This is a genomic window from Arthrobacter sp. MYb229, assembly GCF_002975405.1.
GTDB lineage: Bacteria > Actinomycetota > Actinomycetes > Actinomycetales > Micrococcaceae > Glutamicibacter.
Map to the genome: position 1 here is coordinate 56,901 of NZ_PCPS01000003.1, position 12,741 is coordinate 69,641.

The following is a 12,741-nucleotide window of genomic DNA, read 5'->3' on the forward strand; positions in this document are numbered from 1 at the left end:
CCGGCCGCATTGCCGGCCGGCCTACAGATGGTGATTACTTGATGTCCAAGTTCGTCAGCGTCGACATGGCCTCATCCCACGCGGCTTGGCCGTCCTTGCCGCCATCCAACGCGATAGTTGCCGGGCCAAAGACCTGCTCCTGGATGACCGAATCATCTGCCCCCTTGAACTGTGCCTTCACGCCCTCGGCCCGGTTTGCCAGGAGCTGGCCGATGGGAGCATCGTTGAAGAACTTAGTCAGCTCGTTGCTTCCGGTGACCTGTTCGGAACCCTGAGCCTCGAGGTTGCTGGGGAATGTCCCGGCAGTTTCAAAGGCGGCTGCCTGCGACTGCGCATCGGTCAGCCAGGTGGCGAGTTTGGCCGCTTCGGCTGGATTCTTCGAGGTGGCGGGAATGGTCAAGAAGGTTCCGCCCCAGTTTGCCGGACCGCCAGGGAAGACATCTGCAAAGTCCCAACCAGAGGATGCATCTCCACCAGCACCTTCAACCTGTCCCTTGACTACTCCTAACATCCAGCCTGGGCAGGGCATAGTGGCGAAAGAGCCGTCCAGGAAAGCCTGGCCTTTACCCCAGTCCCACTGGGTCTGCCCCGACGAGAGCCCTGCTTCGGCAGCCCCTGCCAGCTGCTTCCAGCGTTCGTTCAATTCTGCGTTGCCCTGGATATTCAGCGAACCATCTGACTTGTAATAGCCCTCATCGAGTTGGTTGACCATGGCATTCCAGACGAACCCGGACTGGTCGAACCAGGCTTTGCCGGTTTTTTCCTCATATTTTTTGCCGGCTGCGAAGTAGGCCTCCCAGCTGGCATCATCACCACCGATGAGTTCCGCGAATTCGGTGCGCTCTGCCGGCATATCTGCCTGTTCTAGCAGCTTGGTGTTGTAGCAGAGTCCTTCTGGACCGATATCCGTGCCGTAGCCGATGATCCGCCCTTCGGCGTCGGTGGCCTGTTCGACCTTCCAATCGACCCACTGTGACTTGAGATCTTCTATGCCGTAGTCGCGCAGGTCGGTGAAGGAATCGGAAACGGCCATTACCTGCCCGAGCCAGCCTTCTTCAACGGCTTGGAGGTCGGGCAGGCCCGCACCCGAGGCTTGTTTAGTCTTCCAATCAACCAGGGCGTTTCCACCGGTATCGATATTCGTCGCCTCGATGCTGACGCCAGGATTTTCCTTTTCGTATTTCTCGTACAGGGCTTCCAGGCCCATGGTGCCGAAAGTGGTCACGGTCAGGGTGACCGGATTATCCACCGAGGCAGGCTCGGCATCGGCCGCGTTATCTGCTCCGCCGCATCCGGTGGCCAGCAGGGCAATGGTGCCGAGCAGGGCTGCCGACTGCGCGAGCTTCGATTTGCGCGAGGTTTTCATGGGGTCTCCAGGTGTGAGTGCGGGTTTCGAGAGACTCGTGCACATTCAAAATGAGAGCGCTCTCAAAATAAAACAAGTGTCCAACTCTTGCGAGTTTCCATCCGTGCCATGAAGTATAAAAGCGCTTGAATCGAACCCGTGTGAGCGCTCTCACAAATCACCTTCCATTATTCTGCCCGATTGCGAGGCGATGTCAAGAACGAATTTGCATTCCACCGCCAGAGCCCGTCACCCCTGACGTTCCATGGTGCCATCGGCCCTAGCAAAGCCCACAGGTCAAATTAGGATTTGCAGAACATGGCGGCACGCTGTCGCGAAAATAAATCAGTGCAAAGAGAATCCGGCGAGCCAAGTGGGCCCGCCGGATTTTCAAGGCCTACTTCTTGTTCAGCTGCAGCCCCACGAGCACCGGATCATGATCCGAGGAGCGGAACTGGTCAGGCGAGAACAGCTGGGCGACGTTGTTGTTGTAGCGGCTGTACTCAAAGGCGACCGATTCGGTGGCATTGATGTTCCAAATCGTTTCTCCGGTGACCTTGTCGGCAATTTCGGCCGAACCCAGAACATGGTCAAGCGAACCGGTGCGACCGCCGAAGAGGTAGCTTTGAGTGCTCGCTTCGGCACCCAGATTAACGTAGCCGGCATCGGTCATCACCTTGATGGGATCCTCGGCCGAGTAGGAGTTGAAGTCGCCGGCCAGCAGCACCTTGTCGGTGTTGCGCGAATCCTTCAGCCCTTCGGCGAAACGCACTACCGCGTGAGCCTGCTCCACGCGCGCTGCGTTCCATGCTCCGGCGCCGTCGCCCTGGTCGGCATTGGCCGAACCGTCTTTTGGATCGGACCCCTTGGACTTGAAGTGGTTGGCGACCACGAGGAAGCGAGTCTTCGAATTGCCGCCCACGCGCTGGAATGCCTGGGCCAGTGGATCACGCGCGTTGTCGAAGGCCGCATCGTCCAAGACCACCGACTCGTCGATCAGCTTGACCGCGTCGCGCTGATAGATCATTGCGGTTCGAATGACATCTTCATCGGCTGGCAGTTCTTCGGGGCTTGGCGCGAAGCTCCAACGCTCCTGCCCTGAAGCCTCATTCAAGGCAGCTACCAGGATCTTCAGCGCCGCGTCGCGGTCCTGAGCGAAGCGGGCGGAGTTCTCGATTTCCTCCAGCACGACCACGTCGGCATCAAATTTGTTCAGCGCCGTGACGATCTTGGACTGCTGGCGCTCGAGGCTTTCGGCGCTGGCCGCACCGCGAGCATCGCAGCCGCTTCGTACCGAAATCGGGTTTCCTTCGCGATCGGTATAGTAATTGCACCCATCAAGCTGATCGCCGGTGGTGGTGAAGTAGTTCAGCACGTTGAAGCTGCCCACGCTCACGTTGCCGCCGACGGCTGCCGGGGCATCCTGCGTGACCTGCTCAAAGCTCACCGGGATATCCGGGTCCTCGGCACCGACAATTTGCCCCTGCGGCTGCAGGCGCCACAAATCATAGCGGTAATCCATGATTACCGGGCCGGTGAAGCTCACCTGCTTGCCCACGGTGACATGCTGATCCGCGGAGATATACGGCAGCTCGACGAGCTTGTTCGCCTTCGCCCCCAGGAAATTCAATGTGGCCCCGTCATCCAAGACCAGCTCACGGGCCTGGTTCTCGGCCTCCAGCGCCTGGGCTTCGTCGCTTCCAGGAGCGAAGACGTCGGTGGCCTGGCGCAAGGTGCGCTCGCCCTCGATAATTGAGCTGGTTCCCTCGGCAAGGGTTACTTCACCGTACTGGTTCAGCCGGTAGTTGTCGGCCACGGTCCATTGTCCCTGCGGATCCATCAGCATCCCCTCGAAACGCTCGCGCTCGGCATCGGCTGCCGGGATGTCGATGGCCAAAGGCTTGATGGCTTCGGCTGGTTCGACCAGCACCTCGACCGCTTGGTCCGAGGCACTGATTTGGGTCATGCCGTAGTATTCGCTGACCTCGCCGGAGACCTGAACGTGATCACCTACGGCTACCTTGCCCACGCCGCCGGGAGAATATACGAAGATTGCAGAGCTTCCGGCCGGGGAAATTTCGCTTCCCGAGCCTGCAGTTTGCACATAGAAACCGCGAATGCCGCCTTCGGGGTAGGCGCCGGTTACTACTCCTCGGACGCTGACCTGCTGGCCAGCCATGCCGGTAGCATCTTCGGTGCCCTGGATTTCTTCGATGGACGTCAGCTCGACTTCGGGCTCGACGGCGGAGGCTGGAGCCATCGTTCCGGTCACCAGCGCGGCACCCAAACAGGTAGCCGCGAACGCTGTTGTAGCGCGCTTCTTCATGGATAGTCCTAATTCGTTGTAAGTACCGCAGCGCGGTAGCGCGCGGTCGACCCGCAAACGATTCAATCAGCCAGTTATGAACTCTTGGTGAATCTATAAACAGCGACCGGTTGTTGGTCCATGAACTATCCAAGTCCATGAGCCACGTCACGTCCAGAGGTGAGCAAAGAAACTAGCACACTAATTGAACTGACCGGTCAGTTCAATTAGTGTGGAAGTGTGTTAATTGCTAATTCAATGAGCTTCCAAGGGCGCCACAGCCAACTTGTCGATGCCACCTCGCTGACAGCCAACCGCGGTTCGCTGCTGCTCGTCGTCGCAGACTCGCAGAGCGCGCGCACCGCCACCGCGTTGATGCTCTCCGGCCGCATGAAGCCCAGCGCAGGTGAGTTGAGTTGGGATGGCGCTTCACGACTCAAGGAAATACGCTCACACAGCGCGCTACTCGACGCACCCCAGATCAATGAACCAGAGGCCCATCTGAAGGTTCGCGATGTTGTCAGCGAAGACCTCTCCTTGGTGCCTGCACCCCTTTGGCGCCGCGCCCGGAGCAAGAAATGGTTGGCTCGGCATGGTTTCGAAGACATCGCCAGCAGCTGGATCGACGCGGTCGATGCGCTGACTCGCATCAACTTGCTCACGCGCTTGGCATTAGAGAACCATGACGTTGATGCTCTGGTCTTCGACTCCCCCGACCGCCATGGCATCGAAGAAACCAGCTGGTTGGAAACCCTCGAGCGGTTTACCCGAACTCGCCGGAACCTCGCGGTTATTGCCGTGGTCTCACGCATTCCAGATTGCTGGGATGGGCCGGTGGCCTTCATCGGGCAAACCCAAGACATGCCAGAAAACGCTTCGTTTACCGACGAAGTTCCACAGCTGGATTCAGCACTACCGGTGCACGATTCCGCTACCGGGTCTGAGGCTGAAGACGCGGAAACTAGCCGGGCGCCGCTCGCGCAGCACCCTGAACCCAGCACCGAGATGGCGGAACTGCCGGCGGCAGACCCGGCGGAAAATACTTCGGACGAATCCTCTTCCGACGAAGCTCCGGCCGAGCAAGGCCAAGCCCCGGAGGGGGAAACCGTGGCCGCCGAAGCGCGAGTAGCTCTGCCTTCCCAGGAAGCCGAGCTTCCACTTGAACCACCCACGACTAAGGACTAACTCATGACGACTCTGGGCCTAGCTCTCTCCGAGCTCAAGCGCATGACCCGTGGAACCTTGCCAAAGCTGGCACTGATCGCGGTCACCTGCGTACCGCTGCTCTACGGAGCCCTCTACCTCTATGGCAATTGGGATCCGCAGTCGAATCTGGATGGCGTCAAAACAGCTCTGGTGAACCTCGATGAAGGCGCCGAACGCGAGGGTGAAGCCACAAATGTCGGCGACGAAGTTGTTGATTCCCTGCTCGAAGACTCCACCTTCGGCTGGGAGGTAGTCGACTCGCAAGAAGCCGCCTTGGACGGAGTTGCGCACGGTGACTACGCATTCGCGATGACCATTCCGAAAGACTTTTCCGCCTCGTTGACTTCCCCGGCGGAGCTGAAAAGCGCGAATGCGGCAAATCTGGAGCTAACTACCAATGACGCCAATAATTTCATGGCTGGCAATTTCGCAAAGACCCTGGCCAATGAAGTGCGTGATTCGGTTTCCAAAGAAGTCGGCACCGAAACCGCCGAAGGGATGATTGCCGGCTTTGTCGACATCCACGATTCGATGGACGAGGCGGCCGATGGCGCGAAGAAACTCTACGACGGCACGATTTCTCTTTCGGATGGGGTCCTCACCCTCCAAGACGGCACCACGCAGCTCGTGACCGGCAGCGCCGAACTTGAAGCTGGCGCACAAACCCTGCATGACGGTACCGGCCAGCTATCCGGCGGCCTCAAGAAACTCGTTGACGGGCAAGGCAAGCTCGTAGCTGGCACAGATGACTTGGCCAGTGGCAGCGCCGAGCTCAATTCCGGGGCGAAAACGCTCAGCAGCGGGCTAGACACCCTGGAGTCAAAGACGGCCCCCCTGCCCAGCTCGGTTTCCAAGCTCAACGACGGAGCCCAGCAGGCCGCTGCCTCGGCAGATCAACTAGCCGCCGGATCGCGTCAGGTAGCCAATGGAAACGCCGAGCTCAGCGCCACGGCCGACGAGGCAATTGCGGTCATCCGGGATCTGCAGGCGGATGCCGAATCCCGGCTGGACCAGGTGCAGCAAAACACCAACGCGTTCCTTGCACGGCAGGTCGAATCCGGAACGCTCACCCAGGCGCAGGCCGACCAGATCGGCACTCAGCTGCAATCCACCGTGGAGAATTCCACGGTCACCCAGCAGTTGAACTCCAAGGTCAAAGACGTCAACGTGAAACTCACCGCGGCGCAAAACGACCTGGATAAACTCGCCGATGGCTCCGAACAGGTTGCCGACGGCAATAAGCAGCTGGCTTCCGGACTGCACACCCTGGCCCAAGGCACCGGCAAGCTCAACGATGCCGTTCCCGCTCTTGCCGATGGCATCTCATCCGCCGCGAATGGAGGCAGCAAACTCTCCGACGGAGCCGCAAAGCTCGCTTCGGGAAGCTCCACCCTGGCAGAAGGCCAGAAATCCGCACTAGCAGGTACCGAAGACGCGGCCCAAGGCAGCGCCAAGCTCGATGCCGGGGCCAAGGACCTGGCCGCCGGAACCACCACCTTGCACGATTCACTTATCACGCTGGACCAAGGAGTCAGCGAGCTCGGCGATGGCGCAAGCGAATTGCAAGACGGCTCGGGCGATCTATCCGAGGGCCTGGACAGCGGTGTGGGCCAGGTGCCAAACCCCGACTCGCCAACTTCGGCGCAATTAGCCGACGTCATCGGTGACCCGCTGCGGGTGAACTCCCATGCGCAATCCGAGGCCAGCGCCTATGGTGCGGGGCTCGCACCGTTCTTCATGACCCTCGCTACCTGGATTGGCACGTTCATCCTCACCCAGGTGATGCGCCCGGTCAATAACCGTGCGTTGGCTTCCAACGGCAGCAGCTGGAAGATCGCGTTGGGCGCATGGCTTCCCTTTGCTTTCATTTCGCTCATCCAGTGCACCGCGCTCTACGCGGTGGTGGTGTTCGCCGTCGGGTTGGAACCCGCACACCCATGGTTGACCTTGGGCTTGTTCCTTCTCGCCGCACTGTGCTTCAGCGCATTGATCCAGGGAATCTGCGCCTTGCTGGGTGCTGCAGGTAAGTTTGTGGTGCTATTGCTGATGGTCCTGCAGCTGGTGACCGCTGGCGGCACGTTCCCTTGGGAAACGTTGCCGGCACCACTGCAGGTATTGCACCAGGTTCTGCCGATGAGCAATGTCGTGGTGGCGTTGCGACATGTGATGTATGGTGCAGACTTGGGAATGCTCGGCGCCACCATCCTCCCGGTCATCGGTTACACGCTGCTGGGTCTGCTGTTGAGCTTCCTAGCGGTGCGCAAGCACAAGACCTGGACGTTGAAGACGCTACAACCGGAGCTGACGGTATGACCACACCACCTAGCGGGCGGCCCCGCGTGCGGGCCACCGCCTCCAAGAAGCGCCTGTTCGCGGCCTCGATGCAGCTGCTCGGCGCCCGTGGCCCCAACGCCGTGTCGGTGGACGAGATCGCGCAAATGGCAGGGGTCTCCAAGGGGACCGTGTATTACAACTTTGGTTCCAAGGACGAGATGATCGGCCAGGTTCTGGAATTCGGTGCCGATATGCTGGTCGCCGAGCTGGATCAGGCCGCGGCAAAGCCCGACCCCCGCGAGGCTTTGCGGGCAATGGCCACTATCGCCGTTGAATTCGTCGAGAAATACCCGTCATTCGCGCAAATCTGGATCAGCGAACAGCTGCGGCCCGAAAGCGACTGGGGCGACCAGATTACCCCGGTGTATTCACGGGTCACCTCGACCCTCATTGAAGTCTTGGATCGCCTGGTCATCCTGGCTCCCGAGGAAAAGCAGCCAGCCGCGACGGCGATCTTCGGCGCGGCCTTGTTCTCCGCACGTATGCGCACCGTTTCGGACAACGTGGCCGATCGCGAAGCCACCCTCAACGCGGTGCTGTACAGCGTTGACGGTTTGCTTGCCACCCACCAGCATGTGGCGTCCTAGGCGAGCATCCTCGGCTTGGCTATTCCGCGTCTTCCAGCGGGGCCGGGTTCTCGGCATGGGCTCCGACGCGCAGCGGTGCCTGCCACGTGCCGGTTGCTTCGAGCCCCGGAATTTCTCCTTGGAAAATCACCACTCCGGGATATTCGTTGAGTTTTCGAATCACCGCTTCGCGGGCGGCGCTCGGCAGGCGGTTGAGCACCGGGTCGAGGATCAATACCGGCGGCTGTCTCAGCAGGGCGCGTGCCATGATCAGGCAGGCGCGCTGTGCGGAGTCCAGAGGTTCTCCCCCACGACGCAACATGGTGCGCTCCGCGGCGGGGAGCGGGCCGAGCTCTAGCCCGCAGTCGGCGGCCACGCGCAGCGCGCGTTTCACCGAAGACCCCGGATGCCGGTAGGTCAGCGCACGGATGATGGTGCCGCGTTCGGGAACCATGGAACTCAACGCTGCGCCTATCAGCTTACGTCGTTCGGTAGCCGGAAGGTCCTCGCTGCGTCCCTCGGCGATCCACAACCCGCCGAGCGAATCGCCGTGGGCGGTGATCCTGCCGGTGGCCAAAGATTCGAGCAGTGCTCCGGATTCTGCCCCGGGCCCCACCACCTGGATCCGTTGCCCTGCGTGCGCTCGAAGCACCGGCCAGTTCTCCAAGCCCGGTGCCGTGGGACGGATCCGCACGGTGATTTCTTTGCGGTTCAGGTCCTTCACCTCTCGGGTGGAGATCATTTTCTGCTCCGCGATGCTCCAGGATTTCTCTGCGTGCAGCAGCGGAGCAATAATCCGTCGGCCGGCTCGATAGTTTTGCCGGTACTCAACGATGCGCCCCCATTCGCCCATGGTCCCTGCGCAGATCCCCATCAACGTCAAGGCGCTGGCCAAGGTCCCCGCGCCAAGGCCCGCCCAGGAGCCGGCAGCCACCACCAGCGCGGTGCCCAACAACGGCACCGTCAGCGATCCGGCCCGCAAGGCGCCGGCATACTTTGCGCGATCCACGGCGGCCTGAACGACTTTCTGCGAGCTTCGGTCGACTCGCTCGACCTCGCGGCGCACGCCTCCGCCCGCGGCGATGGTGGTGGCCGCGGTGACCGTGTCGGCGATCCGTGCCGCAAGATTCCCCCGGTGCCTGCGCAGCACTCGTGCGGTGCGCAAGGCCCCTCGGGCCAAGAACGCGAGCAACCCAACTTCCAGCAGGACCGGAAGTACCAGCGCCGCGGCCAGCAGTGGGTGCAGGGCTCCCAAGCCGAGCGCGGCGAAAACGATCAGCGGGATGCCCGCGATCAACGGCACAATTCCCTGGGTGACCCAATTGCGGATGGAGGACAGGTCATTGCTTGAACGCGCCACGGTGATCCCCACCGAGGGTCCCCGGCGAGCCTTGAGGGCATGCGATATCAATGATCCGCGCAGCTGAGCCACATAGTGCTGGCCAAGCCTTTCGGCCAGCACTCGTTCGATAAACTTCGCACAGAAAAATGCCAGGGACAGGACGATGACCCAGGACAGTGCCCCGAGGCTGAAGGCCGAAGCTAGCTGGCCTACCTGCCAAGCGATGGCGATGGACAGCACCCCGACACCCAGTGCCAGCGCCAGCAGGGCAGCCAACAGCCCGCGTCGCCCCGGCGCCAGCAACGCCGGGAGCGAAGGTTCCTTGGCGGGTGGGTCTACTGGCTGCGAGCCGGTCATTGGGCCTCCTAGCGGGTCGGCAGCAGGGCGCTGGCCACCTGTGGGTCGCACAGGTCATAGGTGTCGATAATTTCGGTGTCCATGTGGGCTCGCGCTTCCGAGGCCGCCAGCGGGGAAGCGGTGAGCACCCCGGAAACCGCGGCGAGGTCGAGCCCTGCGTCCAGGAGAATTTTTTCTCCCGCCTTCGCGCCGAGCGCATCCTGGGCGCTGAACAGCACACGGTCTACGTGTTCCTTGAATACCGGGTCCCGGAGCAGTCGTGAGGTCTCGCCCTGGAACAAGCCGTCGGCGATCTCGATGATGACCGCATCGGCGCCGGAGGCGCTCTGCTCATTGATCATCGAGATCAGCAGTTCGCGAACGGTTTCATAGTCCAACCGGTAGGTGGTGGGGTAGCCGAAGTCGGTGAAGTCGCAGACGCTGAAAGCGCCGGCGTCGGTGAACAGGTTCGGGTCGTTCCCCGCGCCTGTTCCGGTCGCCTTGCCTGCGGCGACCCGCAGTCCAGCGTTGCTCAACCCGTTGACCAGGCAACCGAGGGTGGTGGATTTTCCGGAGTTCATCGATGTTCCGAGCACCGCGATCACCGGTGGACGCTTACCCGCGATGCGGGAGGTGACGTTAACCGAGGGGTTCTGGACGCTCAGCGGAGCGAAATCGCTGAGCGTGACGACCTTGCCGCCACGCGTCAGTAGACCGACCGGCTCAATCTCGGTGGCCTTGTCAATCGAGGCGTGCTGTTGCTCCACGCGTGAGGCTAGTCCGCCACCGGCAACCAGCTCGCATGGCCCAAGATCCGTCGGTACATGGGAAAGGAACTGGTCCGGTGCGTAGCGGTGGCCGTAGGCCACCATGATTTCCTGGCCGACAAAGAGTTTTTGGCGGCGCGCGTGCGGCGACTGCAGGCCCTTGTGCTTGCCAAGCTCGGAAACCTTGGCGATCACCACATCACCCGAGCGCGGAGCCATGCCCGAGCTGGAGACAATCTGAAAGTCCTGTGGATTGCGGGAGAGTTCGGCTGCGACAAAGCGCGTGGTGTAGGCCGCCTTGATGGTGCTGGCTCGGAGGGCATCGATCGCAATCCGAGCTTCTTTGATGGTGTAGGTTTCGGTGCTCTCGTTCGGGATGATCTCTGCAATGATGCCCATGGCTTCGGCCTTTCTCACTTCGGTTCCCGGGGAGCGGAAAACCGTCATCTTCAGTCGGCCGTTTGGCTCGATGAATATCAGTCAAGCGAGCGAAGATGAACCGAAGATGAATCAATCCTGAGGCCTTGGGAAGAAAATGATGAGGGCGTTCTCATGAACGCCTCATAAAGCCAACACAGCTCGTATTACGAGACTGACAAGGGTCTTTAAAAATTCCTCATGAGAATCTTCTCATTCAGGCCGCGGGGCAATGAAATGTGTGACCCGCGCATCACGCGCATCCAAATGTGAGTAGGAATGGTCTGTTTCCAGCACCGTGGTGCCCAATGTCGGATAGTTCATCGCCAGTTCGTAGACTGCTTCCTCATCGGATTGCGCCGAGGCCAGACGCAGCGCGAGGTCCTGGAGCGTCGGCTGGTGTCCGATGACCAGCAAGGTGGAGACAGTATCAGGGACCTCGTTGATAATTGAGCATAAGGCGGTGGCCCCTGCGCCGTAAACGCGCGAGTCGACGTACGGAGTTGGACCTTTTTCGCCGAGCTCCGAGAGCACCCAGGCGCAGGTTGCCCTAGCGCGCAACGCGTCGGAGCAGATGATGTAATCCGGTATCAGATCATTCTCCACCAGCCAGGCACCGGCGGCCGGGGCTTCGCGGTTGCCGCGAGCGGCCAGCGGGCGGTCATGATCGCTCACTCCCAGCGGGTAGTCAGACTTTCCATGGCGCATGAGAATCAGCCGACGGCGCTGCATAGTATTCATAGTCCAAGCTTAGATGCGCGGAACTTAAAAAAAACTGAGGCGAACAAACCAGGGTGGTTTGCTCGCCTCAGCGAAAAAACGTTCTACTTAGATTGAGTACTCCGGAGCGGCCCAGACGACTACCTCTGGGTGCTCGTAGAAGCGGTAGCCCTGTCCACGCACGGTGCGCACGGTGTTAGCCAGGCGACCCAGCTTCGAGCGCAAGCGGCGGATGTGCACGTCGATGGTTCGCTCATTCGGGATCTCCTCGGCATTGCGCCACAGGTTTTCCAGCAATTCTTCACGGCCCACGGTGCGGGTGCCGTTCTCCACCAAGAAATTCAGCAGTTCGAATTCCTTGAAGGTCAGGTTCAGCGTTTCACCATCGAGGTAAACCTCTCGGCGGGACAGATCGATCAGCACGCCGGATGGGCGTGGCGCACTTGGACGCGCTTCGGCACGCGGGCGGCGTGACAGGGTGGGATCGCCCAGCGCCTGGCGCACGACGTCAATTGGCTCGCCTTGCGCGCTGGTTGGCGCCAGCGCTACTGCGGCATGGGTCTGCGCCTGCGGTGACAAGGTCGCCAGGAATGCGCGAACCTGGGTTGCCAGCTTTCCCAGCGAGGTTCCCTGAGCCTGGGCAGCAGCTTCATCCAAACCGACATACAGCACGAAACCACGAGCGCTGGTGTCCGCGCTAGGCGTGCCAGAGGACTGCACTGGTGTGGCGATAGTTTGAGTCATCGGTTCACGCGTTTCATGAACGTTGTTGACCGCACGCAGCGGGCGATAGCCGGCCGGAGCATAGCTTCCGCTACCAGCAGCGGCGCGCTGTGCCGCCGCCGCTCGATTCTGAGCGTTGCGAATTGAAACGTGTACGTATCCGGATCCAGCCGACATGATGACTTCCTTTTCGTGCGAAGGCCAAGTGATTTGGCGTTAATGCTTCGGGTTTTGCTTGCGCCGCCCGCGACCTTCTTTCACGAACAGCAGTTGGGTTTCCCGTCGGTGCACCTGGACTCAATCGCTTATTACTTCAGCCGATCGATCCAATTTCACCGACGCCGAGCATTCGACAACAGCACGCAAGCGTACCCTCAGGGCCTCTACCCTGATTGCTGTTGTTGATCTGCGCCGTACTCACACACCAAGTATTCCCCGTAACATTCGAAACTTGCAAGTAACAAAGGTCGCCACTGTTCAGCATGTGAGACAGATCCGTCCAAAAGTGATGGAGGACACTTTGGGCAATTATCGGGTATCTAAGCGCTTAACTAATCGGAATGATCAATATCAGCCGCCAAAATATGCAGAATGACCATACCATTCACAGTCATGAATATTCATTCAGGTTCACGGGTAGTCCATAGGTCAAACATTCGTGCATTGCGGCATTTGACCAA

9 protein-coding genes are annotated in these 12,741 nt (G+C 60.5%); 3 read left to right on the forward strand and 6 right to left on the reverse strand.

The window, feature by feature from the left end:
* Positions 1-34: 34 nt before the first annotated feature.
* Together CQ019_RS10905 and CQ019_RS10910 are read right to left on the reverse strand one after the other, a co-directional pair.
* Positions 35-1,366, reverse strand: coding sequence for an ABC transporter substrate-binding protein (locus tag CQ019_RS10905; RefSeq protein ID WP_105553403.1), 1,332 nt, complete (start codon positions 1,364-1,366; stop codon positions 35-37).
* Between the two features lie 376 nt (positions 1,367-1,742).
* The gene (locus tag CQ019_RS10910; RefSeq protein WP_105553404.1) at positions 1,743-3,671 is read right to left on the reverse strand and encodes an ExeM/NucH family extracellular endonuclease; all 1,929 of its coding nucleotides are present in this window, start codon (positions 3,669-3,671) and stop codon (positions 1,743-1,745) included.
* A 219-nt stretch (positions 3,672-3,890) separates the two neighbouring features.
* On the opposite strand from CQ019_RS10910, the gene CQ019_RS10915 reads away from it, so the two are divergent.
* From CQ019_RS10915 to CQ019_RS10925, 3 genes are read left to right on the forward strand one after another with little or no spacing between them, the layout of a single operon-like run.
* The gene (locus tag CQ019_RS10915; protein ID WP_146113360.1) at positions 3,891-4,835 is read left to right on the forward strand and encodes an ABC transporter ATP-binding protein; all 945 of its coding nucleotides are present in this window, start codon (positions 3,891-3,893) and stop codon (positions 4,833-4,835) included.
* 3 nt (positions 4,836-4,838) lie between these two features.
* Positions 4,839-7,169, forward strand: coding sequence for a YhgE/Pip domain-containing protein (locus tag CQ019_RS10920; protein WP_105553406.1), 2,331 nt, complete (start codon positions 4,839-4,841; stop codon positions 7,167-7,169).
* Positions 7,166-7,777, forward strand: a complete 612-nt coding sequence (locus CQ019_RS10925; RefSeq protein ID WP_105553407.1) for a TetR/AcrR family transcriptional regulator — start codon at positions 7,166-7,168, stop codon at positions 7,775-7,777. The genes CQ019_RS10920 and CQ019_RS10925 overlap by 4 nt, the downstream gene beginning before the upstream one ends.
* 19 nt (positions 7,778-7,796) lie before the next feature.
* Here the strand turns inward: CQ019_RS10925 and CQ019_RS10930 are convergent, their stop codons facing one another.
* The 4 genes from CQ019_RS10930 to CQ019_RS10945 all read right to left on the reverse strand — a co-directional run bounded on the left by CQ019_RS10930 (position 7,797) and on the right by CQ019_RS10945 (position 12,238).
* A complete protein-coding gene (locus CQ019_RS10930; RefSeq protein WP_105553408.1) occupies positions 7,797-9,455 on the reverse strand; it encodes an ABC transporter ATP-binding protein/permease in 1,659 nt (552 codons plus the stop codon).
* 8 nt (positions 9,456-9,463) lie between these two features.
* A complete protein-coding gene (locus tag CQ019_RS10935; RefSeq protein WP_258133561.1) occupies positions 9,464-10,618 on the reverse strand; it encodes a DUF1611 domain-containing protein in 1,155 nt (384 codons plus the stop codon).
* A gap of 213 nt (positions 10,619-10,831) precedes the next feature.
* Complete coding sequence (locus tag CQ019_RS10940) at positions 10,832-11,359, reverse strand: histidine phosphatase family protein (protein ID WP_105553409.1); 528 nt, start codon at positions 11,357-11,359, stop codon at positions 10,832-10,834.
* Positions 11,360-11,446: 87 nt separating this feature from the next.
* Positions 11,447-12,238: a winged helix-turn-helix domain-containing protein gene (locus CQ019_RS10945; protein ID WP_105553410.1), complete on the reverse strand. Its 792-nt coding sequence runs from the start codon at positions 12,236-12,238 to the stop codon at positions 11,447-11,449.
* Positions 12,239-12,741 lie beyond the last annotated feature (503 nt).

Excerpts from the sequence above, each read along its gene's own strand:
- CQ019_RS10905 (WP_105553403.1), bottom strand. The coding sequence starts at position 1,366 with ATGAAAACCTCGCGCAAATCGAAGCTCGCGCAGTCGGCAGCCCTGCTC.
- CQ019_RS10910 (WP_105553404.1), bottom strand. The coding sequence starts at position 3,671 with ATGAAGAAGCGCGCTACAACAGCGTTCGCGGCTACCTGTTTGGGTGCC.
- CQ019_RS10920 (WP_105553406.1), top strand. The coding sequence starts at position 4,839 with ATGACGACTCTGGGCCTAGCTCTCTCCGAGCTCAAGCGCATGACCCGT.
- CQ019_RS10925 (WP_105553407.1), top strand. The coding sequence starts at position 7,166 with ATGACCACACCACCTAGCGGGCGGCCCCGCGTGCGGGCCACCGCCTCC.
- CQ019_RS10930 (WP_105553408.1), bottom strand. The coding sequence starts at position 9,455 with ATGACCGGCTCGCAGCCAGTAGACCCACCCGCCAAGGAACCTTCGCTC.
- CQ019_RS10940 (WP_105553409.1), bottom strand. The coding sequence starts at position 11,359 with ATGAATACTATGCAGCGCCGTCGGCTGATTCTCATGCGCCATGGAAAG.
- CQ019_RS10945 (WP_105553410.1), bottom strand. The coding sequence starts at position 12,238 with ATGTCGGCTGGATCCGGATACGTACACGTTTCAATTCGCAACGCTCAG.